The following is a 22,632-nucleotide window of genomic DNA, read 5'->3' on the forward strand; positions in this document are numbered from 1 at the left end:
GGTCTCCCCCTGCTCAGAAGCCGCGGAAGCGGGTGGGGCGGCGTTCGACGAAGCTGCGCACGCCCTCGTCGGCGTCCTCGGTGTAGGACAGGGCCTCCACGACCCAGGCCTCCTCCTGCGCCAGGGTGTGCCGGTCGACGTCCAGCGAACGGTTGAGCAGCCACTTGTTGGCGCTGTGCGCGCGGGTCGGCCCGGCGGCGAGCCGGCCGGCCAGGTCGTCGACGGTCGCGGCCAGCTCCTCGGCGGGCACGGTCCGCGCGATCAGGCCGATCTCGGCGGCGCGGGTGGCCGGGATGTCCTCGGCGAGCAGGACCAGCTCGCGGGCGCGGGCGAGGCCGACCAGCCGCGGCAGCAGCCAGGTCCCGAGGCCGTCGACGGCCAGCCCGCGGCGGGCGAAGATCTCGATGAACTTGGCGTTGTCGGCGGCGACGACCAGGTCGCAGGCGAACACCAGGTGCGCGCCGATACCGGCCGCGGTGCCCTGCACGGCCGCGATCACCGGCTTCTCGCAGTCGAGGATCGCGTGCACCACGTTGATGCCGCCGGTGGTCATCGCCCGGCGGATGTCACCGACGAGCTTCTCGGGCACGCCCTCGGGGCGCGGACCGGCGCCACGCTGCTGGCGCAGGTCGGCGCCGGTGCAGAAGAAACGTCCGGTGCTGCCGAGGACGACGACGCGCACGGACGGGTCCGCGTTGAACCGGGCGAACCAGGTGAGCAGGGCGTCGCGCTGCCCCATGGTGAGGGCGTTGCCGGCGTCCGGCCGGTTGAGGGTGACCCGGGCGATGCCGTCGGCGGTCACCGTCAGGGTCAGCTCACCGTCCGCGGCCACCTCGGTCACGGCCGCGGGCGCACCGTCGGTGGTCGGGGTGGGCTCCGTCGGCGTGGAGTCCGTCGGGGTGGGGATCGATGTCGTCACGGCACTCTCTGCAGGCTCTGGGCGACCGCCTCGGCGGCGGCGTCGGACGTCGTGTAGGAGGTTTCCAGCAGCAGGGCGCGCTTGAGGTGCAGGTGGAGGTCCACCTCCCAGGTGAACCCCATCCCGCCGTGCACCTGGATCGCGTTCCGGCAGTTGAGCAGCGCCGCCTCGGCGGCCAGCACCCGGGCCGCGGCGACGGCGCGGACGGCCGACGCTCCGTCGGGCCCGGGCTCGGTGATGTCGAGCGCACCGGGTTCGTCGACGATCACTCCCGCGGCGTCGACCACGGCCCGGGCCACCTCGCCGCGGGCGAAGCAGTCCGCGAGCATGTGCTTCACGGCCTGGAAGGTCCCGATGGGCCGGCCGAACTGCTCGCGTTGCTGCGCGTACGTGACCGCCAGGTCGAGGACGCGCAGCGCGTGGCCCACCAGCAGCGCGGAGCTGAGCAGCGATCCCAGCAGCGACCACCGGGCGGCCTGCGCCGCGTCGCCGACCTCCTCGCCTCGCGGGAGGTCGGTCACCAGCGACAGTGGCGTCGTCGGGTCCAGCGGTGCGGTGACCGCCGTCGCGGTCAGTGCCGCCGGGTCGAGCCGTTCGATGCCGTGCGTGTCGAGGACGTAGACGACGTCGGCGTCGCGCAGATGCTCGACGAGCAGCGGCGCGCCCGGTTCCGGACGCACCACGACCGCCGGGACGACCTCCCCACTGCCGACCGCCCCGCTGTCACTGTCGAGATCGGCGGCGAGCGCCGCCGCGACCAGCGGACCCGGCACCAGGCAGGCGCCGAGTGTCTGGTAGGCGAGGACGGCGTTGACGACCGGCAGCGCGAGCCCGCCGCGCTCCTCCGGCTGGTACACGGCGAACGTGCCGAGCTCGGCGAGCGCGCTCCAGGCCGCCCGGTCGAACCCACCTGGCTCGGCCCAGCCGCGGGTCCGCTCCACCGGGAAGACCTCCTCGGCCAGCCGGCGGACGGTGTCCTGCAGGGCGCGCTGGTCTTCATCCAGGTCGAAGTGCATGCTCAGCGCTCCTTGGGCAGGCCGAGGACGCGCTCGGCGAGGATGTTGCGCTGGATCTGCGACGTCCCGGCGCCGATGCTGATCGCGAACGCGTGCAGTTGGGCGTGCACCAGCTGCCCGGTGGGCAGGCCCGGCTTCCCAGGCAGAGCAGGCAGGTCGTCCATGCTCAGCGCGGCCCGGTCCAGCACCCGGATGATCAGTGCGCTCAGGTGGTGCAGCGTCTCCGAGTAGGACAGCTTGAACGCGGAGCCGCCGGCCGGCGGGATGACCCCGACCATGCCCCGGGTGACGTTGCGCTTGGTGAGCGCCCACAGCGCGTCCAGCTCGGCGGCGACCCGGCCGATGTCGCGGCGCAGGCCGGTGTCGTCCCAGGCGGTGCCGGCGCCCCGCGGCAACACCCGGGCGAGTGCGGCGAGGTCGGCGACGTGGGTGCGCGCGGTGATCAGCTCCCGGACAAACGCGGTGCCGCGCTCGAAGCCGAAGGTGACCATCGCGACCCGCCAGCCGTCGTTCTCCGCGCCGACCCGGTTGGCCACCGGGATGCGAACCTCGTCCAGGTAGACCTCGGCGAACTCACTGTCGCCGTGGATGGTCCGCAGCGGGCGGACGTCGACACCCGGACTGTCCATCGGCATGATCAGCCAGGTGATCCCGCGGTGCTTCGGCGCGTCGGGGTCGGTGCGCACGAGCAGCTCGCAGTAGTCGGCGACCGGGCCGTAGGACGTCCAGATCTTCTGCCCGGTGACGACGTAGTGGTCACCGTCGCGGACGGCCCGGGTGCGCAGACCGGCGAGGTCGCTGCCGGCGCCCGGCTCGGAGAAGCCCTGGCACCACACCGCCTCCCCGGACAGGATCCGGGGCAGGTGGAAGGCGCGCTGCTCGTCGGTCGCCTCGGCGATGAGGGTGGGCCCGGCGTGCAGCTGGCCGACGAAGTGGACGCCGAGGTCGGGCGCACCGGCCGCGGCGGACTCCTCCAGGAAGATCAGGTGCTCGGCCGGGCTGGCGCCCCGGCCGCCGTACTCGCGGGGCCAGTGGATTCCCGCGTAACCAGCGTCGGCAAGCATTCGTTGCCAGGCGCTGTCGTACCGCCGGCGGGCCTGCCAGTCCCGCTCGGGCGGGGGCCCGCCGAGCTGGGGAACAGCCTGCCGGACCCAGGCCCGGATCTCCTTGCGGAACTGGGCCTCGGACTCGGAGTCGAGGAGCAGCATCCGACCACCTCCATTGGATACATTATGCCAATTGGCGGCGCGATGTCCGGTCTCGCGGGGCCGGGAGCGCAACCCGGCCGGCCGGCCCCGCGAGTGGCTGCCCGGCGGGCGTTATGAGCTGGCGATCAGGTCCAGCGACTCCAGGTCGCGCAGCGCCGCGCAGATCCCCCGGGCCATCGACAGGAACATCCGGTCGGAGCGCTCCGAGCGCACTCCGGCGGCGAACATACAGCCCAGCACGGTGATCAGCGGGCCGTGCAACATGCCGCTGCGGTAGTCGGTGAAGCACTGCTCGGCCGAGTAACCCGTGACGCCGAGCTCGACGAGACGGGCGTGATAGGCCGCCACCAGTCGCTGCTCGGTCGCGCGCCGCACCGCCGGCGGAAGCGCCGTGGACAGGAAGTACGCGAGATCGCGGGCCGGCAACCCGATGGTGATCGTCTGCCAGTCCACCGTCAGCACGCCCGGGCCCTGCGCCGGGAACATCAGGTTGTCCAGCCGGTAGTCCCCGTGCAGCAGGGTGAACGGGGTGCGCCAGCCGCTCTCCCACTGGTAGGTCAGCGCGGCGGCCCGGTGCAGCGTGTCGACGTCACTCTGGTCGAGCACACCGGCGAACCGATCGCCGAAGTCCTTCGTGGTCGCCACCAGCAGCTCGGCCAGGAACGCGAGCTCCGCGTCCTGCGGGCGGGGCAGCCAGTCACTTTCGGCGGCGAGCAGCTCACTGTTCCAGAACGACGCGTGCAGCCCGGCGAGCGCGCGGACGGCGTCGGTCGCCTGCGCCTCGTCGCACCCGTCCTCCTGGCTGCCCGGGCGCGCCGGGGCGGCGTCGGCCAGCACCAGAGTGAAGGCACGGGAGTCCGGGCTGATCGCGGCCTGCCAGCAGCGAGGGACGTCGATGCGGGCGTCCCGGGCCAGCCGGGCGTAGAACCCGACCTCCTTGCGGTAGCCGCGGCGCACCACGTCCCGCCCGCCCGGGTCACCGGCGCCCATCTTGACCACGAGCGTGCGCGGGGCCGGCGCGCCGTCCGCCGTGGTGTCGCGCCCGGGCGCGTACTCCAGCCGGAAACGGTAGCTGGAACCGATCTGACCGGTGCCGATCGGCTCATAGCTCACGGCGCGGACCTCGACGTCGCCGCCGCCGGCGCCATTAGCACCACCGGCACCGCTCAGCGCCGCGGTCATCCACTCCGGGGTGATCTCGGCCGGGTCGTCGACGATCTGCTCGGCGGTGCCGACGCCCGGCACGTCCGCACCCGCACCCGGCTCACGGCGCGTGCCGGCGTCGGCGTCGGCACTGACGCCGACGTTCGCGCCGACGCTGGCGTCGACGCTGGCGGCAGAAGCGGAACCGGAACCGGACGCAGGGCCGGACAACGATTCAGGATGGGAAGGTTGCATAAAGTATCCCTCTATGTTTCGGGTGGGGAGCCCGCTCGACCGGATGCACCCGCCCCTCGGGGGAACCGCATCGTCGGCACCGCAGAGTACTTCCAAGCCCGTCGGACGTAAACACTCTTGCCATACAGCGTCAGGACTGTAAAGGGCCTCCGCCCGCTCAGCCCGCGGTTTCGGCCGGCTGGGCGGAGAGCCAGGCCGCCACCTGGGCCCGCGAGGTGAGCCCCAGCTTCTTCAGGATCTGCTGGACGTGCGTCTCGGCCGTCCGCGGGGAGATCACCAGGGTGGCGGCGATGTCCCTGTTGCTCAGGCCCTGCGCGACCAGCTGGGCGACCTGCCTCTCCCGCCGCGTCAACCGCACACCGCCCAGCCACCCGCCGGCAGGCACAGCGAGCGGTCCGGTACTCGACCTGCTGGTGGATCCGGGGACCGGCCCAGCGGTCGGTCCGCTCGGCGATCCGCTGACCGGTCCGGTGGCCGCCTCGGCGGCGGAAGCCGTCGCCGAACCGGTGGCGCAGGAGGTGGCCCAGGCCTCCGCCGGTGCGAGCGCGGCTCCCCGTGCCCAGGCCGCGTCGAAGGCCCGCGGGCCCAGGCCCTCCCGGCACGCCGCCTCGCATTCCTGGCGGAGCCGGAACAGCGCGGGCAGCGCGGCGGTGGACGTCCCCATCCGCTCCCAGAGATGGTCCGCCGCGCCGAGCAGGACCGCCGCGCCGGCGAACTCCTCCAGGCTCGCCCGAATCCAGGCCAGCGCCTCCAGGCACAGGGTCAGACCCAGATGGTCGGGCAGCCCGCTCTCCCCGAAGAAGGCGGCGCGCACGATCGCCAGCGCGCCCTTCGGGTCACCGGCCCGCCAGGTGGCCAGCGCGCGGGCCCATTCCGCGTACGCGCGCAGCCGGCGGTCCCGGCGCAGATGCGCCAGGGCGACCCAGTCCTGGTAGTAGCGCTGCGCCGCCCACGGAGTGCTCCCCAGCGCGGTGGCGAGCGTGAGCACCGCGAGGGTCTCCTGCTGCCGGTTCAGGTCACCGTCCCGGCGGAACTGGGCGAGGGCCCGTTCCAGGTTCGCGACGGCGTCGGGCTTGTCGGTGTACACCGCGTCGAGGCCGGTGAGCTGGGTGATGAGCGCCGCTTCGGCACCCGCGCCACCGGCCGCCACCAGCTCGCTGCCATGCTCCAGCATCCGTTCGGCGTCGCCACGGTCACCCTGCAGAGTCGCGAGCCAGCCCGCGGTGTGCAGCGCACGGACCCGGCCGGGGACGTTGTCGCCACCCCCGCGGCCGGCCTCGTCACCACCCACACCTCCGGCGCCTCCGCCGCCGCCTCCGGCACGGCGGGAAGCGCCCGAGCCACCGCCGGTACCCGAGCCGCCGTCGTCGAGCAGGCGGGCCAGCCAGTACCGCCCCTCGGTGAACCATCCGTCCGCGACCCAGTAGCGGTGCAGCGAGTGCGCGAGCGCCAGGTTCGCCGCCAGGTCGGGGGTGGCGGCGCAGAACTCCAGCGCCAGCTGCAGGTTCGCGTGGTCGGCGCGCAGCCGACTGACCCAGGACCGCTGCGCCGGGCCGGTCCACTCCGCCTCCGCGCGGGCGGCGAGCCCCGCGTACCAGTCGTGGTGGCGGCGGCGCAGCACCTGCCACTCGCCGCGCCATTCGAGGTCGTGCTCCAGCCGCTCCTGGCCGTACTGGCGCAGCATCTCCAGCAGCCGCAGCCGCCCGCGCTCCGGACCCGGCTCGAACGTGAGGATCGACTTGTCGACCAGCGCGAAGATCAGGTCGAGGAACGGTTCGGCCAGCCCCTCACCGCAGACCCCCTCCGCCGCGTCGAGCTCGAAGTCACCGGCGAACACCGACAGCCGGGCCCACAGCAGCCGCTCCTGCGGGGTGCACAGGTCGAAGCTCCATGCGACGCAGGCACGCAGGGTCCGCTGCCGGTCGGCGACCATCCGGCCGTCGTGGCGCAGCAGCGCGGTCGGCGTGGTGAGCCGCGCCAGGATCTCCGTCGGTGACAGCGCCCGTGTCTTGACCGCGGCGAGCTCGATGGCCAACGGGATGCCGTCGAGGCGACGGCAGATGTCACCGACCGCGGCCCGGTTGTGCCAGGTCAGCGCGAAGTCCGGGCGGACGGCACGGGCCCGTTCGACGAACAGCGTCGTCGCGTCGCAGGGCAGGTGCGCGTCGGCCCCAGCACCATCCCCGTTTCCGTTCCCGCCGCCGACCGGCAGGGGCGCCACCACGTACGTCGCCTCACCCTCGACCCGTAACGACTCCCGGCTCGTCGCGAGGATGCGCAGCCGCGGGCAGCGGGTCATCAGCAGGTCCACCAGCTCCGCGCAGGCCTCGACGACGTGCTCGCAGTTGTCCAGGACGAGCAGCGCATCCCTGGCTTCCAGGTACGCCCCGAGCGCGACGGCCGACGGTTCGGCGCTCCCGCGCGGCTGGCAGCCGAACGCCGCGGCGACGGTGTGCGCCACCAGCCGCGGATCCCGCAGCCGCGCCAGCTCCACGACGCACACCCCGTCCGGGTAGGCGCGGCGCGTCTCGGCGGCGACCCGCATCGCCAGCCGGGTCTTGCCCACACCACCGACTCCGGTGACCGTGACCAGGCGAAACTCACCGAGCAGCTCACGCAGCTCGGTGCGTTCCGCACGCCGGCCGACGAAGCTCGTGCGTTCGGTGGACAGCCGCTCGCCCCGGAACCGAAGCTGCGCGGAGACTGCCATGGATCATCTTTGGCGGGCGTCTGCCACGACGTCAAGACGCACCGACACCTGCGACGATCCCGGTAGCCATCCCGGTACTTCTACGGATGCCCGCCCCGTGACCGGCCCCCGATCCTGGTCACGCCCACCCGCCGGTGCGGCACAGGCAACGGACTGCCGGGCCGCCGACATGACGGACGGCCGAGCGGATGGAGGGAAAGAAGGCCATGCTCACGCCGTTCGACGACTATCCGATCCATCAGAGCGCGCTGCCGGTCGCGCACGCCGGCGGTGGRCATCCCGACCACTACGACCGGTTCTGGTTCAACGGCTACGACGAGGACGTCTACTTCGCGCTCGCGTTCGGCCTGTACCCGAACCGTGGCACGATCGACGGCGCGTTCAGCGTCGTCCACCAGGACGTGCAGTGCTCGGTCTTCGCCTCGGGACGCATCCCGCTGGACCGCACCCGCACCAGCATCGGCCCGATCAGGGTCGAGATCGTCGAACCGCTGCGGGTGAACCGGATCATCGTCGACGCACCGGAGCACGGCCTCGCCGCCGAGCTCACCGCCACCGCCCGCACCCCCGCGCACGAGGAGCCCCGGGCCACCCAGTACGACGGGCCGACGCTGCTCACCGACTCCACCCGGGCCACCCAGATGGTCACCTGGAGCGGGTGGGTGGAGTCCGGCGGCGAGCGCATCGAGATCACCCCGGGCACCTACGGCACCAAGGACCGGTCGTGGGGGATCCGCGGCGTGGGCGAACGGACCCCCGCGGCGCCGCGCACCGCCCTGCCGCAGGTGTTCTTCCTGTGGGCCCCGCTGAACTTCGCCGACCGGGCCCTGCACTACGTCGTCATGGAGGACGAGACGGGCCGGCCGTGGCTGGAGCGCACCGCCGTCCTGCCCGTGCTCGGCGACGGCGACCCGGTGTTCGGGCCGGACACCGGCATCAGCTGGCTGCACGGGGTGCGCCACCAGGTGCGCTGGGCACCGGGCCTGCGCCGCTCCGACGGCGCCACGCTCCTGCTCGGCCCGGACGAGACGGTGGAGCTCGAACCGCTGCGCACCTTCCGGATGAAGGGCGTCGGCTACCTCCACCCGCACTGGAAGCACGGCCGCTGGCACGACGAGCTCGCCGTCGGCGGCGAGGTCCACAAGGTCGCCGAGCTCGACACGCTCGCGCCCGAACACGTACACGTCCAGCAGGTGGTGCGCGCGACCTGGGGCGAACGGGTGGGCCTGGGCGTCCTCGAACAGCTCGTCATCGGGCCGTACGCGCCGGGCGGCTTCCAGACCATGCTCGACGGCGCCCCGGCCTGAGCCGACCGGCGAGCAGCGGCACATACTCAGTAGCTTCGAGGGATTCTGACAATGCCTGTAGAACCGACCATGGCGCATGGATGGGGTGACGGCAGGCCCTGCCGGCCATGGCGCTAAAGGCGGGCCAGCAGTTCGGCCTTCTTCGCGGTGAATTCGTCATCCGAGAGAATGCCGCGGCGGTGCAGGTCGCTCACTTTCTCGATTGCCGCCAGAATCGCCTCCGGGTCGGTGCCGCCGGCGGATGCCGGGGCGGGCTCGGACGGGTTCGCAACCGGGTGGGGCCGCTGCGGCACCGGGGTCACCAGCGGCAGGCTCTCCACCGTGAAGGTACCGTGCTGGCTGGAGAAGGACAGCGTCCCGCGCGGGCCGCCCTGCTGCTGGACGCCGGCGATGCGGTGGTCGAGGGTGTCGTAGACGCGCACCTCGCCGTCGCCGCCGCGCACGGCCAGCCGCCGCGCGGCCGGGAAGACGGCATATCGGGATTCGTTCTGGCTGCCGGTCGAGCTGGGCTGGCCCAGGCCACCGGGCCACCAGTTGTTCAGGTTCGCCGGGTGGGCCGCGCCAGGCTGCCCGCCCGCGGCCGGCGGCGAGGCGGGCGCATACAAGTGTGTCGAGCTCAGCAGGCTGGAAAGCTCCGTGGCGAGGCCGCTGACCGTTGCCTGCAGGCCGTGGTTGAACATGTCGCCGACCATCGTCATGCCACCGGCCATCCACTGCCCGCTGCCGCCCAGCTCCGGATGGGAGAACTGAGCCTGGGTGCCGCCGCCGAGCAGCACCGCGTCCAACAGGGCTCGCACCGCGTCGGCGCTCACGCCGTACCGGCGGGCGAGATCCGCGATGGCCTGCTCACCCTGGCCGTTCAACCTGCGCATGGTGAATCCCCCTCGTCCCGGCGCCACGCCGTCTCGACGAAAGCCGGGCGGCGTCACCGGCGTGTTGCCACCACCCGAGTCTGCCAGCCTCGTCGCGGCCGCCGTGGCGTTACTGGTCGCCCCGGCGATACCGGCCGGGCCGAGGGCTGCGGCCAGGGGTGCCGGGGCTTCTCCCCGCGACCCGGGGACGGCGGCCGGGGACTGCGCGAATGATGAAGGTGCCACGGGCGTCTCGTGCGCCGGGATGCCGCGGCTGGCGACCGGATCCGCTCGTCCGAAGGGACCGCCATGTCCGACCCCCACATCTCTCCCGAACCGCCGGCCTCACCCGAACCGCCGGCCTCACCCGAACCGCCGGCATCCTCCGGCCCCGGCCCGAAGCCCGACCCAGGCGCCGAGTCCGGCACCGGTACCTCGTCGTCGTCCGAGCCGCGGGCCGTGGTCCGGGCGTTCCTGGTGGCGTTGGAGCGGCTCGACGCCGACGCGGCGCTGGCGCTCGTCTCGGATGACGTCGTCTACCAGAACGTTCCGCTGCCGCCGGCCCGCGGGCGGGCGGCGGTGGAGAAGCAGCTGCGCTGGATGCTGCGGTACGGCACCGGGTTCGAGGCGCGCATCCACCATCTGGCCGCGGACGGCCCGGTCGTGCTCACCGAACGCACGGATGTCCTGCGTGCCGGCTCGTGGGAGGCGGAGTTCTGGGTCTGCGGCACGTTCGAGGTGCGAGACGGCCGGGTGGTGCTGTGGCGGGACTACTTCGACTGGGCGACGTTCCTCGCCGCCAGCGCCCGCGGTGCGGGGAGGGCACTGTTCTTCCAGGCCGCCGCGGCTGTCGCAGCCCGGCGCCGAAACTCGCCCTGACCGCGTTCTCCCCCGCAGCGGGCGCGCAGCCGCCACGGAGCCTCCCCCGGAAGCGGGCCGCCCGCCGACAGCCAAGCCGTTGCACCAGGGCATACTTCTAGATAATTTCTGGGCTCAGGGCGCATCGGGTGCGGTCCTGCCGATCGACCGTGAATCCCCCGGGGCCGACCGAGTGCCTCCCTCCTGTGTTCGAGACCGCGGCACCGGCCGCACGGCGGCCCCGCCGCCGGCAGCGAGAAGGACCTGATCATGAACCTTGACGAGGCCGGCGGCGTCTTCACCGACCCCACCGCCTACGCGGACGAGCAGCGCTTCCACGCCGCCACCGCCGTGCTGCGCCGCGAGTCCCCGGTCCACCGGGTCGAGACCGAGGGCTTCGCCCCGTTCTGGGCGATCACCCGGTACGACGACGTCATGGAGATCTCCCGCGACTCCGAGCTGTGGCACAACGCCCCACGCACCGCCGTCCAGCAGGACCCGGACGCCCCCGCACCACCCATCCGCGCCCTCGTCCAGATGGACGCCCCCGACCACCCGATCTACCGCCACATCAGCGCCGACTGGTTCAAGCCCGCCGGAGTGCGACGGCTGTCCGACCGGATCGCCCAGCTCGCGAAGCGCTACGTCGACCACATGGCCGACCTCGGCGGCGAATGCGACTTCGTCCAGGACGTCGCCGCGCACTACCCCCTCTACGTCATCCTCTCCCTGCTCGGCCTGCCGGAGGAGGACTTCCCCCGGATGCTGAAGCTCACCCAGGAACTGTTCGGCGCCGAGGACCAGGACATGGCCCGCGCCGCCGACGGCGACGCCGCCGCGATGGAAGCCCTCCTCGACTTCTTCCAGTACTTCCAGGGTGTCATCGCCGACCGCCGCGAGCACCCCACCGATGACCTCGGCTCGGTCATCGCCAACGCCACCGTCCACGGCGACACCATCGGCGAACTCGAGGTCGTCGGCTACTACGTCCTCATCGCCACCGCCGGCCACGACACCACCAGCGCCGCGATCTCCGGCGGCCTGCACGCCCTGCTCGACAACCCCGACCAGTGGCAGCGCCTCACCGCCGACCCCGCCGCCCTCGTCCCCACCGCGGTCGACGAGATGATCCGCTGGACGTCCCCCGTCAAGCACTTCATGCGCACCGCCACCCGCGACACCACCATCCGCGGCGTCCCGATCCCCGCCGGCGACGCCGTCCTGCTGTCCTACCCGTCGGCCAACCGCGACGAGGACGTCTTCACCGACCCCCAGACCTTCGACGTCGGCCGCACCCCCAACAAGCACGTCGGCTTCGGCTTCGGCGCCCACTACTGCCTCGGCACCCACCTCGCCCGCCTCGAGGCCAGAGCCCTCTACACCGAACTCGTCCCCCGCCTGCGCGAGGTCGAGCTCGCCGGCACCCCTGAGTACATGCAGACCGTCTTCGTCGGCGGCCCCAAGCGGCTCCCGATCCGCTACAAGATCTCCTGACACCATCCGGCCCGGCCGTCGCAGCCCTGGGCGGCCCACACGCCGCGGAACCACCAGGGCTGCCGGAGGGCACACAGGATGAGCGAGTCGGAAGGCGCTACGCCGGCGGCGGGCACCGGCCCCTTACCGGGCACAGGCGACGGGGCGGGAGCGGGCGACGTCGCATGGATCGTCGACGACCCACACCACGTCACACCGCAGTGGATGACCGCCGCGTTACGCCGCGGCGGCACGGACACCGAGATCACCGCCGTGCGCCACGAACCCGTCGGCAGCGGCCAGCTCAGCTCCAGCTACCGCTTCCACCTCACCGTCGCACCAGACGCAACCGACCCGGCGCCGCCGTCGGTGGTCCTCAAACTCGCCGCCGGCACCCCCGCCGGACGCGCCCAGATCGCACCCGGCTACCGCAGCGAGGTCGGCTACTACCGCAGCTTCGCCACCGGCGCGCAGATCCGGGTCCCCCGCTGCTGGAGCGCCGACATCACCACCGACGGCCACAGCTTCACCCTCGTCCTCGAGGACGCGCACCCGTCCCGGCCCGGCTCCCAGGTCCACGGCGCCACCCCCGCCCAGGCCCACGCCGCGATCCGCAACCTCGCCGGCCTGCACGCCCCCTTCTGGGACCAGGAGGGTCTACGTGACGCCGCCAGCTGGCTGCGTCACAGCGACGAGGCCGCCATCGGCTTCTTCGGCGAGCTGTTCGCGACGGCCGCCGGACCCTTCATCGACCGCTTCGGCCCGGACCTCTCCCCCAGCGACCTCGACACCCTCCACCGGACGGCCGATCTGTTCGGCCGCTGGGGCAGCCACATCGGCGGCCGGCACAGCCTGATCCACGGGGACTACCGGCTCGACAACCTGCTCTTCTCCGAAGCCACCGACGGGCTGCCCACCGAGGTCATGGCGGTCGACTGGCAGTCGCTTGAGATCGGCTTCCCCGGCCGTGACGTCGCCTACTTCCTCTCCACCGCCCTCACCCCGGAGCTTCGCCGGTCGCACGAGAAGGCACTGGTCCGCGCCTACCACGACCGTCTCCTGGAGATCGGGGTGCCGGACTATCCGTTCGAGGCGTGCTTCCACGACTACCGCCTCGGGACCCTTCAGGCACCGCTGATCACCGTGCTCGGCGCCGTCTACGCCACGAACGAGCCCACCGAGAACTCCCACCGGATGTTCCTGTCGATGATCACGAACGCGTGCGCGGCGATCCGCGATCTGGCCACCCTCGACCTCCTCACCGCCTGACGGCCACGGCCACTTCCCCACAAGAGGCGCACAAGGGGCGCAGATTCGCCTGACAACCCGCAAGAACGAGGGATTCTGGTCGTCGGAACGACCAGAATCGTTCACTCCTGCGACTCGCCAAACGCGCCGGCGGCGTTCACCCGCGTCCCGGGCCGGCGGTGAACACCGCCGGCCCGGGCCCGGATCAGCTATCCGAACGGCAGCACGACCGTGCGGGTCTCCAGGTAGGCCTCGACACCCTCGGGGCCCATCTCCCGCCCGACCCCGGACTGCCGGAAACCCCCGAAGGGACTGCGCGGCTCGACGATCGCGACCGAGTTGACCGCGCAGGTACCGGTGCGGATCCGGCTGGCCAACGCCACCCCGCGGGCGACATCGGCGGTCCAGACCGAGCCGGACAGCCCGTAGTCGGAATCGTTGGCGATCGCGACCGCCTCGTCGTCATCGTGGTAGCGGATCGCCGTCACCACCGGCCCGAAGATCTCCTCGCGGGCGATCCGGCTGGCGTTGTCGACATCGGCGAACAGGGTCGGCTCGACATAGTGGCCGGCGTCCAGCCCGGCCGGACGGCCGCCGCCGACGACGAGCCGGGCACTGCTGGCCCGTCCGTCCGCGAGATAGCCCTCGACCCGGTCACGCTGCCGCGCCGAAACCAGCGGGCCGATCGCGGTAGCCATGTCGCTCGGGTCACCGACGGTCAGACCGCGGATGTGGTCGGCGAGCGCGTCGATGACCTCGTCGTACCGCGACGCCGGCACCAGGATGCGGCTCTGCGCCGCGCACACCTGCCCGTTGTTCTGCAGCCCCGAGTCGAGCAGCTGCGGGACGACCGTCGCAAGATCCGCGTCGTCGAGGATGACACCGGCCGACTTGCCGCCCAGCTCCAGCGTGACGCGCTTCATCAGCTCGCCGCAGGTGGCGCCGACCGTCCGGCCGGCCGCGCTGCTGCCCGTGAACGACACCTTGTCCACACCCGGATGCCCGACCAGGTACCGGCCGAGCTCCGCGCCGCCGGGCAGGATGCTCACCAGCCCCGGCGGGACGTCCGCCGCGAGCAGCACCTCGGCCAGCAGGAACGAGCTGGCCGGTGCCTCCGGAGGCGGCTTCAGGATGATCGGGGCACCCGCGGCGAGCGCCGCACCCAGCTTCATGCCCGACAGGAAGATCGGCACGTTCCACGGCACGATCCCCACCGCGACCCCGACCGGGACCTTCTGGATCAGGCAGCGCCCCATCAGCCCGGGGCGTTCCTGCTCGAAGGGGAAGCTCTCGGCGACGTCCGCGAAGCCCTCGATGACCATGGCGGAGCCGATGGCCTGCCCGAACAGGGAGAACGCCGCCGGCGAGCCCATCTCGTCGGTGATGATCCCGGCGAGCTCCTCGGCCCGGGCCTGCAGGCCCGCCGAGACCTTCCTAATCAGCTCCGCGCGTTCCTTGCCGGCACTCGGTGACCAGGTGCTGGCCGCCAGCGCCGCCGACGCGGCGGCGATCGCGGCGTCGGCGTCGGCACGGGTCGCCTCGGGAACGGTGGCGACGAGGTGCCCGTCGTGCGGCGAGCGGACCTCGATCCGCCCGGAGCCGGCGGGCTGGCGCCAGGCGCCGCCGATGAAAAGCTGGTCACGTTCGATGACGCTGGTCATGCGGAGGCCTCCGACGGGAGCAGGACCGGCTTGACGACCTTGCCGGAAAGGGACGCCTCCTCCGCGGCGTTGATCTCCGCCAGCGGGAAGGTCTCGATCAGCCGGTCGAACGGGAACCGGCCGGCGCGCCACAGCTCGATCAGCCGCGGGATCACCACCTGCGGATCGGCGCCGCCCTCCAGGATGTTGGAGATCCGCTTGCCGAGCAGCGTGATCGTGTCGAAGGTGATCGGCTCGGTCTGGATGCCCACCATTCCGCAGTGCCCGCCGGCGCGCAGCGCGCCCACGGCGTTGCCGATCACGGTCGCGTTGCCGGTGGTGTCGAAGGTGTAGTCGGCACCACCGCCGGTCAGCGCCTGGATCTGGGACACCAGATCCGCGCTCTGGCCGTCCAGGGTGTGGGTCGCGCCAAGCTCGACAGCGAGGTCCAGCCGGTGCTGGTGCAGGTCGACCGCGATGATCGGGTCGGCGCCGGCGACCTTCGCCGCCATCACGGCCGCGAGCCCCACCGCCCCGGCGCCGAACACCACGAAGCTGGCACCCGCGCGGACGTCCATGGCGACGAGCACGGAGCCCGCGCCGGTGAGGATGCCGCAACCGAGCGGCCCCAGCTTCTCCAGTGGCAGATCACGGTCGACGACCACCACCCCGCGCTCGGCCGCGACGCAGTACGTGGCGAACGAGGACTGGCCGAACCAGCGCGAGGCGATCTCGCCGCCGGCCGCGTCACGCACACCGGTGGTGCCGTCGAGACGCCGGCCGAAGAAGTTACGGAACAGGAACAGGTCGCAGTAGGGCGGCACGCCGCGCTGACAGCTCGCGCACTCGCCGCACGAGTCGAAGGACAGCACCACGTGGTCGCCGACCGACACCCGGGTCACCCCGTCGCCGACCGCCTCGACCACGCCGGAACCCTCGTGCCCGGTGATGACCGGCGGCTGCGCCGGCGACATCTCCTGACGCGGCACGACGTCCGTGTGGCACATACCCGCGCCGACGACCCGGACGAGGACCTCGCCCGGCCCCGGCGGGTCGAGCTCGACCTCCTCCAGGGCGTAGGGGCCGTCCGCCTGCCGCAGCACCGCCGCGGTCACCTTCATCCGGCACTCCCGTTCTTCAAGGTCAGCAGTTCAAGATCAGTGATTCACCGATCGGCCTGTCGAGATCAGCGCGTCCAGGGCCGGTGCGCCGAGGAGGCGACGAGGCGACGGGCTCACCAGGCAGCGGACCTGCCGGCTGCCGGGAACACCGCAACAGCGATGCGCGAAACCCTAAGGCACAGATCTACATGTTTCAACTGATCGCGGGCTCGGCGGGAGGTAGGCCGACAACCAGCCCAGGCCCAGTCGGGGAAAAAATATATAGATATTTAGGCTACGCTACGTGGTGGTCGAGGCAGGCATGCAGGAAGACACCCAGGTCCTCGTCGGAACGCAGCTGGGTGGTCTCGTCGAGCAGCAGCGACTGCAGCAGCCGCACCATGTGCTCGGCGAGCGCCGCCCGGGCCTGCTCACCCAGGTCGAGAGCGATCGGCAGCCGGTCGAGCACCGCCAGGGTGAGCCGCGGCGCGTCCGCCGTGGTGATCAGCGCGTCACCGCGGCCCGGCTGCGCGATGAAGGACAGGCCCGGGTCGTTCGGCAACGTCCGGACGCAGTGCAGCATCAGCCGGACGAGCGCGTCCCGGGGATCGTCGACACCGGTGAGGCTCGCGGCCATCCCGGCCACCAGCGCCTCCACACCCTGCTCCGCGACAGCCTCGAACAGGGCCCGCCTGGTCGGGAAGTAGCGGTAGACCGTCTGGCGGGTGACCCCGACGCGCCGGGCGACCTTCGCCAGGTCCGAGCCGGTCCCGTCAACCTCGATGCACGCCCTGGCCGCGGCGACGATCCGGGCGGCGGCCTCCTCGTCCGTCGCCGGCGGATCCCCGGCCCAGCCACCTCTGTGCACCCCACACAGCGTAGGCGGACACCGCGGGACAGACCCGAAGGAACCGGCAGCCCCGCGCGGGGCGGTCAGCCCGGGGTGTCCAGCAGCTCGAAGTCGGCGAAGTCGAACCCGGGCGCCACCACGCAGCCGACCAGGACGTGTTCCGCACCGGCCGGCCGGGCGGTCTGCCAGACGTTCGCGGGCACCAGGTGCTGCACCCGCTCGGCGCCGCCCACCGCAGGCTCCGGCCCCAGTCGGTACCCGGTCGTCGCGCCCGGGGCGCCCTGCGTCCCACCCTCGGTCAGCAGCAGTGCTCCGCCGCCCTGCCAGAACCACAGCTCGTCCGAGCGCACCCGGTGCCAGTGCGAGACCTCCCCCGGCAGCAGCAGGAAGGAGATCGCGGTCGCCACCGGCCGTACCCCGCCATGCGCGTCGAGCTCGAGCGGCGACTGCCAGGTCCGCCGGTACCACCCGCCCTCCGGATGCGGCTGCAGACCGAGAGCCTCGATCAGCGGATGCGGCACGGGCACCGGGCGCGGTTCAGCCATGCCGTCATCCTGCATCGGGCGCCGCCACACCACACCGCTGGTACCCGCGGCACCTGCAACCCCTCGTACCGCCGGGTCGCTGTGCCGTTCTGCCGTTCTGCCGTTCCGCCGTCCCGCCGTCGACTTTCAAGATCGACAATGCGCATCGGCGGTCGTCAACAATGTTGATTATCTTGACGATGGACGGGCTGGCAGCACCACCCGCCGACAGGGCTGTGCGACTGTGGACGCGCCGGAGGAACGCGTCCACAGAGGAGCCTGACGTGGTGGACCCGATGCCGCGCCCCGGCGCGGTCGAGGTGCTGCGAGCGGCGGGGGTGGGCCGGGGCACGCCGGTGGCGGTGGTGGCCGTCCCCGGGGTCGGGGTCGCGCTGGCGCACGCGGACGCCGGCTGGGCCTGGCCGGCGCAGGCCGCGGCCGTCCTGGCCGAGGTGGAGTCGGCCCTGGCACCCCGCTGGGTGTGGTGGTCGGCGCATGGCGGCGGGACACCGCTGACCGGGCCGCCCGACGCCCCCGGCAGGGCCACCGTGACCGCTGCGACCACCGTGACCGCTGCGACCACCGTGAGCGCTGTGAGCGCTGTGAGCGGCCTGGCCGGCGGTGCCCGTGCGGCCGGCGGCAGCGGCGCAGCTTCCGGTGGGCGAGGTCCGGGGGCGTCCGGCCGGCGGCGCGCCCCCGCGCAGTGCTGGGACCTGGCCGCGGTCCACCGGCTCCTGCACGGCGGCGGGCGGGATGACCCGGGCGTGGTGTGGGCCGCGGCCCGTGGGCTCGCGGCGCCGCCACCGCCGCCGCGGGTCCGGCGTGACGGCCAGCTCGACCTGCTCGCGGCCCTCGAGGACGACCCCCGGGAGCGCCAGGACGCCCAGGGCCCCCGCGCGCCGGACACACCGCGCGACGCTCCCGCGGGGGACCCGCGGGACGCACCTGTGGGAGACCCGCGGGAGGCTTGGCCGGCCGGCGGGCGGCCCGACGACCCGGTCGGGCCCGACGGCCAGCTACGGCCGGTCTGGGTCCAGGAGACGCTGCTCGGCCTCGCACCGGGTGGTCTGGCGACCAGGCTGGAACGGGCGGCCCGGTTCGCGCGGCTGGCGCTGACCGTGCGGGCGGCGCAGGAGCGGGCGCTGCGCGCGCTGGCCGACCCGCGGGCCCGTCCGTCCGGGCTCCCGCTCGCGGTGCTGACCGCGCGGGCGGAGTCGGGCGCCGAGTTGCTCGCCCATGAGCTGTGGCGGTACGGCCTGCCGGTGGACCGCCCGACCGCCGAGGCGACGATCACCGGCCTCGTCGGCCCACGGCCCCGCGACGAGGCTGGCCAGCTGGCCGCGCGGCGGGCCCGCGACGCTCCGGTGCTGCGCCACCTCGGCGGCTCCGTCGATCTGCGCAACCCTGCCTCCGTCCRGGCCGGGCTCGCCGCGGTCGGCATCGACGTGCCCGACACCCGGTCGTGGCGGCTGACCGCCCTGCGAACGGCGCACCCGGCGGTCGACGCCCTGCTGGTCTGGCGCCGGGCCGAACGGGTCGCGACCACCTACGGTTTCCGCTGGCTCGACGAGCACGTCGGGGCCGACGGCCGGCTGCGCGGTGAGTGGCGCGGCAGCGACGGCGCCGCCGGGCGGATGACGGCCGCCGCCGGGCTGCACAACCTGCCGGCCGACCTGCGGGTCGTGGTGGTCGCCGAGCCCGGCCACCAGTTCGTGCGGGCGGACCTCGGCCAGATCGAGCCGCGGGTGCTGGCGGTCGTCTCCGGTGACCGGGAGCTGGCCGCGGCGACCGGGCAGGACGACCTGTACGCGCCGGTCGCGGCCCGGCTCGGCGTCGACCGGCCCACGGCGAAGGTCGCGGTGCTCGCGGCGATGTACGGGCAGACCTCCGGCACCGCGGGCCAGGCGCTGCGCCAGATGCGCCGGTCCTACCCGGTAGCGCTCGCCTACCTCGACGCGGCCGAGTCGGCCGGCCGTGCGGCGGCGCGGGGCGGCTCCGACGGGCCGCCGCTGCGCACGTTCGGCGGGCGCCGGCTTCCGCTGCGAACCGGCGCCGCCGGGACGGGCGGCGGCACGCGCTCGGGCACAGCCGCGGTGGCGGGAGCCGACGCGGGGGGCGCGGACGATCGCGGCCCGGACCCGGGAGCCGTCGGCGGCGCCGATCCTGACCGGGCCGCCACGGCGTGGGGCCGGTTCGCCCGCAACGCCGTCATCCAGGGTTCAGCCGCCGAGCTGTTCAAAGCCTGGGCGGTGACGGTACGCCAGCTGCTCGTGCCGCTGGGCGGCGAGATCGTGCTCTGCCTGCACGACGAGCTGTTGCTGCACGTTCCGACCGCCCGGGCGGCCGAGGCGGTCGCCGCGACCCGCAGGGCCCTGGAGTCGACCGCTGCGTACTGGGCGGCCGGAAGCGACGTCCGCTTCGTCGCGGACATCACCGTCGTCGGACGGTGGTCCGACGCCAAGTCGTAGTCTGACGCCAGGTCTTGGTCTGACACCAGGTCGTGCAAGGTCTGGTATCCCCGGCCGCGGGGATACCAGCTCGCGGCCGGGATCACGGGCTCAGGGGGCGCCACCGGTGATCGGATCTCCGCACACCGACGGCTGCTCGACCCCGAAGCCGGTGCCCCCCGTGTTCACCCGCACGAAGGTCAGGCAACGGGCCGACTGACCGAAACCCTTGGTCAGGTCGACGGGCGCGCCCAGCAGGCCGGCTCCGGCGTAGGCCGAGACCGACCGCAGCGCGGTGAGCACTCCCTGCCGGGTCGGGCACGGCCCGACGGCCTGCAGCCCCTTGATCATCAGGTCGGTGGTGATGTAGGACTCGATCGCGGCCTGCGCATCCGGCGGATCCAGCTCCGGAGCGTAGCGCGCGATCGTGTCGAGATAGGTCTGCTGGGCAACCGTGTCAGCCTCGAAGGGGAGATAGGCGACGTAGAAGTACGCGCCAGCCATCATCGCGCCTTTTCGGGCGAGCAACTCGTGGCCGTAGCCGTTGATCCCGAGCCCGACCTTGAGGTCGGCGCCGGCGGAAACCGCCCCCTGGTAGATGTCGACGAAGTCATCGCCGGTCACCGGGGCGAACAGGGCATCGGCACCGGTCTGCCGGACCTGCCGGCCTATGGTTGCCAGTGTGGTCAGCGCCGGTGCGTAGTTGAGGGTTCCCACCACCTCGATCCCGGAGTGCTCGAGGATCGAGGTGATCCGGCCAGCGCCGGCCTGCGAGGTCAGGGAACCGGGGGTCGCGACAATCACCGCCCGCTGGACGCCTTTTGCCTTGGCGAACTTCCCGAGGGTGTCGAAGACCACCGACGACGGCATTCGGTTGAGATAGCTCACCATGTTGTCGTAGTTCGTCCACGCTGCTTCCGTGGCAAGACCGAACACCGGGACGTCGGCCTTGTTCAGGTACTCGGCCGAGCCGGTGGACACGGTCGTCGCGCTGAATATACCGAAGACCTGCTCCTTCGCCACGAGGTCCCGCGCCACCGCCAGGTTCACCGACTGGTCCGACTCGTCGTCGCGCAGCTCGTAGACGATCTTACGGCCGTGCACCCCACCGGCTTCGTTCTGGGACAGGACCCGGGCGTCGAAACCGGCGCGGGCGCCGATGACCTGATTGGCCGCGATACCCGTGTCGGACAGGATCAGACCGAGGTTGATCGTGTCGTCGGTGACTCCCGTGACCGGTGAACAGGCGGCCGTCGCCGTCGACTCATCCGGTGCCGAACACCCGACTGCCGCGCCCAGCAAAGCCACGGATAATGCTATGGCCAGGTTCCTGGAGCGGCCCCGGGCCCAGTACGGCCGGCGAGATGGTTTCCACCGACCGTAAGAACTCCGGTGTGGAGTTGCAATATTTCCGTCGATCACGTCGGCTCCTCACGATACACACTCCCGCCAGTCGGCCCCCAGCCCACCCGCTGGAGCACAAGGATTCGCAGCGCGGCGCATCTCGTCAACTGTTTCGTCACGAGACCGCGAGGGCACCCGCCAACGGATTGATCCAGAATGCGGCGGGATCAACATGGGCGTCACGTGAGCGCCGGAGCGGCGTTACGCGGTTCGCCTTCTCGCCCCGTCGGTTGTCCAGCCGCGCTCCCCTGCCCGGCGCCGCCGGGTCGGCCGGCCGCGTGGCGGCGCGGGGCCGATTCGACGGACCGCCGCTGAACACGTTCGGCAGGCGCCGGACTGGCCGGCGTCACGATGTCACGAGGTACCGCCGGCGATCTGATCTCCGCACACTGACGGCTGCTCGACGTCGAAGCCCGTGCCCGCGGTGTTGACCCGCACGAAGGTCAGGCAGCGCGCGGACTGGCCGAACCCCTGGGTGAGATCGACCGGCGCGGGCAGCAGCCCGGCGCCGTCGTAGTTCGAGATCGACCGCAGCGCGGTGAGCACCCCCTGCCGCGTCGGGCACGGCCCTACCGCCTGCAGCCCCTCGATCAGCAGATCGGCGGTGATGTAGGACTCGATCGCGGCCTGCGCATCCGGCGGATCCAGCTCCGGCGCGTAGCGCGCGATCGCGTCCAGATAGGTCTGCTGGGCGACGGTGTCGGCCTCGAAGGGGAGATACGCGACGTAGAAGTACGCGCCGGCCATCTTCGCGCCCTTCCGGGCCAGCAGCTCGTGACCGTACCCACTGACCCCGAGCCCGACCTTGAGGTCGGCGCCGGCGGCCATCGCGCCCTGGTAGGCGTCGATGAAATCGTCTCCGGTCACCGGGGCGAACATGGCGTCAGCCCCGGTCCGCGCGATCTGGCGGCCGATGGTTGCCGGTGTGGTCAGTGCCGGGGCGTAGTCGACGGTTCCCACCACCTCGATTCCGGAATGCTGGAGAATCGACGTTATCCTTTCCGCGCCGGCGACGGAGGCGACGGAGGTGCCGGTCGTGAGGATTACCGCGCGCTGGACGCCTTTCGCCTTCGCGAACTTCCCGAGCGTGTCGAAGACCACCGACGACGGAAAGCGATTGAGGTAGCTCACCATGTTGTCGTAGGTGCCCCACGCCGCTTCCATCGCCAGGCCGAAGACCGGAACCCTGGCGTTGTGCAGGTATTCGGCCGAGCCGGTGGACACACTCGTCGCGCTGAAGACGCCGAAGACGCCCTCCTTCTCGACGAGGTTCTTCGCCGCGGCCAGGTTCTCCCCCTGGTCCGACTGGTCGTCGCGCAGCTCGTAGACAATCTTCCGGCCGTGCACCCCACCGGCCTCGTTCTGGGAGCGCAACCGTGCGTCGGCGCCGGCACGGGCACCGATGGCCTGGCTGGCCGCGGTTCCCGTGTCGGAGAGGATCATTCCCAGGTTGATCGTGTCGTCAGTGACCCCCGGGACGGCCGCGCAGGCGGTAGGCGAGGCTGACTCATCCGGCGTGGAACACCCGACCGTGGCACCCAGCAGAATGACCGACAATGCAACCGCGAGATCCCTGGAGCGACCCCGGGCCCAGTACGGGCGGCGCTGCGGTTTCCAGCGTCCGTAATAACTCCGGTGTGGAGTTGCGGAAACTTCCTCGGTCACGTCGGCTCCTCACG

Annotated in this window: 17 protein-coding genes; 5 read left to right on the top strand and 12 right to left on the bottom strand. The window is 72.4% G+C overall.

Going from position 1 to position 22,632, the window contains the following annotated elements:
• Positions 1–13: 13 nt before the first annotated feature.
• The 5 genes from CcI49_RS05145 to CcI49_RS05165 all read right to left on the bottom strand — a co-directional run bounded on the left by CcI49_RS05145 (position 14) and on the right by CcI49_RS05165 (position 7,251).
• A complete protein-coding gene (locus tag CcI49_RS05145; protein WP_198955450.1) occupies positions 14–919 on the bottom strand; it encodes an enoyl-CoA hydratase-related protein in 906 nt (301 codons plus the stop codon).
• Positions 916–1,935, bottom strand: a complete 1,020-nt coding sequence (locus CcI49_RS05150; RefSeq protein ID WP_076824659.1) for an acyl-CoA dehydrogenase family protein — start codon at positions 1,933–1,935, stop codon at positions 916–918. The genes CcI49_RS05145 and CcI49_RS05150 overlap by 4 nt, the downstream gene beginning before the upstream one ends.
• Before the next feature lie 2 nt (positions 1,936–1,937).
• The gene (locus tag CcI49_RS05155; protein WP_054567602.1) at positions 1,938–3,143 is read right to left on the bottom strand and encodes an acyl-CoA dehydrogenase family protein; all 1,206 of its coding nucleotides are present in this window, start codon (positions 3,141–3,143) and stop codon (positions 1,938–1,940) included.
• A 111-nt stretch (positions 3,144–3,254) separates the two neighbouring features.
• The gene (locus tag CcI49_RS05160; RefSeq protein ID WP_076824661.1) at positions 3,255–4,541 is read right to left on the bottom strand and encodes a phosphotransferase; all 1,287 of its coding nucleotides are present in this window, start codon (positions 4,539–4,541) and stop codon (positions 3,255–3,257) included.
• A gap of 157 nt (positions 4,542–4,698) precedes the next feature.
• Positions 4,699–7,251: a LuxR C-terminal-related transcriptional regulator gene (locus CcI49_RS05165; protein ID WP_076824663.1), complete on the bottom strand. Its 2,553-nt coding sequence runs from the start codon at positions 7,249–7,251 to the stop codon at positions 4,699–4,701.
• A gap of 206 nt (positions 7,252–7,457) precedes the next feature.
• On the opposite strand from CcI49_RS05165, the gene CcI49_RS05170 reads away from it, so the two are divergent.
• The gene (locus CcI49_RS05170; RefSeq protein ID WP_076824952.1) at positions 7,458–8,558 is read left to right on the top strand and encodes a hypothetical protein; all 1,101 of its coding nucleotides are present in this window, start codon (positions 7,458–7,460) and stop codon (positions 8,556–8,558) included.
• Positions 8,559–8,671: 113 nt separating this feature from the next.
• Here CcI49_RS05170 and CcI49_RS05175 read toward each other — a convergent pair whose 3' ends face one another.
• Positions 8,672–9,430 carry an SHOCT domain-containing protein gene (locus CcI49_RS05175; protein WP_076824665.1) on the bottom strand — a complete coding sequence of 253 codons (759 nt, stop codon included), beginning with the start codon at positions 9,428–9,430 and terminating at the stop codon, positions 8,672–8,674.
• Positions 9,431–9,868: 438 nt separating this feature from the next.
• On the opposite strand from CcI49_RS05175, the gene CcI49_RS05180 reads away from it, so the two are divergent.
• The 3 genes from CcI49_RS05180 to CcI49_RS05190 all read left to right on the top strand — a co-directional run bounded on the left by CcI49_RS05180 (position 9,869) and on the right by CcI49_RS05190 (position 13,009).
• Positions 9,869–10,288, top strand: a complete 420-nt coding sequence (locus tag CcI49_RS05180) for a limonene-1,2-epoxide hydrolase family protein (protein ID WP_054567913.1) — start codon at positions 9,869–9,871, stop codon at positions 10,286–10,288.
• Between the two features lie 249 nt (positions 10,289–10,537).
• Positions 10,538–11,761 (top strand): cytochrome P450, encoded by a 1,224-nt coding sequence (locus CcI49_RS05185; protein WP_076824668.1) that lies wholly within the window; start codon positions 10,538–10,540, stop codon positions 11,759–11,761.
• A 78-nt stretch (positions 11,762–11,839) separates the two neighbouring features.
• A complete protein-coding gene (locus tag CcI49_RS05190; protein ID WP_076824670.1) occupies positions 11,840–13,009 on the top strand; it encodes an oxidoreductase family protein in 1,170 nt (389 codons plus the stop codon).
• Positions 13,010–13,197: 188 nt separating this feature from the next.
• Here the strand turns inward: CcI49_RS05190 and CcI49_RS05195 are convergent, their stop codons facing one another.
• The 4 genes from CcI49_RS05195 to CcI49_RS05210 all read right to left on the bottom strand — a co-directional run bounded on the left by CcI49_RS05195 (position 13,198) and on the right by CcI49_RS05210 (position 17,123).
• Complete coding sequence (locus CcI49_RS05195) at positions 13,198–14,649, bottom strand: aldehyde dehydrogenase (protein ID WP_076824672.1); 1,452 nt, start codon at positions 14,647–14,649, stop codon at positions 13,198–13,200.
• Entirely contained in the window at positions 14,646–15,749 is a 1,104-nt protein-coding gene (locus CcI49_RS05200; protein ID WP_054567609.1) for an NAD(P)-dependent alcohol dehydrogenase, read from the bottom strand. Before CcI49_RS05200 ends, CcI49_RS05195 begins: the two co-directional genes overlap by 4 nt.
• A gap of 274 nt (positions 15,750–16,023) precedes the next feature.
• Positions 16,024–16,596, bottom strand: a complete 573-nt coding sequence (locus CcI49_RS41945) for a TetR/AcrR family transcriptional regulator (RefSeq protein ID WP_054567610.1) — start codon at positions 16,594–16,596, stop codon at positions 16,024–16,026.
• 65 nt (positions 16,597–16,661) lie between these two features.
• Positions 16,662–17,123, bottom strand: coding sequence for a cupin domain-containing protein (locus tag CcI49_RS05210; RefSeq protein ID WP_054567914.1), 462 nt, complete (start codon positions 17,121–17,123; stop codon positions 16,662–16,664).
• Positions 17,124–17,398: 275 nt separating this feature from the next.
• Between CcI49_RS05210 and CcI49_RS05215 the strand changes: the two genes are divergently transcribed.
• Entirely contained in the window at positions 17,399–19,570 is a 2,172-nt protein-coding gene (locus CcI49_RS05215; protein ID WP_083749342.1) for a DNA polymerase, read from the top strand.
• A 90-nt stretch (positions 19,571–19,660) separates the two neighbouring features.
• Here CcI49_RS05215 and CcI49_RS05220 read toward each other — a convergent pair whose 3' ends face one another.
• The gene (locus CcI49_RS05220) at positions 19,661–20,857 is read right to left on the bottom strand and encodes an ABC transporter substrate-binding protein (protein WP_241839905.1); all 1,197 of its coding nucleotides are present in this window, start codon (positions 20,855–20,857) and stop codon (positions 19,661–19,663) included.
• A 450-nt stretch (positions 20,858–21,307) separates the two neighbouring features.
• Complete coding sequence (locus CcI49_RS05225; protein WP_076824676.1) at positions 21,308–22,618, bottom strand: ABC transporter substrate-binding protein; 1,311 nt, start codon at positions 22,616–22,618, stop codon at positions 21,308–21,310.
• Positions 22,619–22,632: the final 14 nt, after the last annotated feature.

Source organism: Frankia sp. CcI49 (genome assembly GCF_001983215.1).
GTDB classification, from domain to species: domain Bacteria; phylum Actinomycetota; class Actinomycetes; order Frankiales; family Frankiaceae; genus Parafrankia; species Parafrankia irregularis.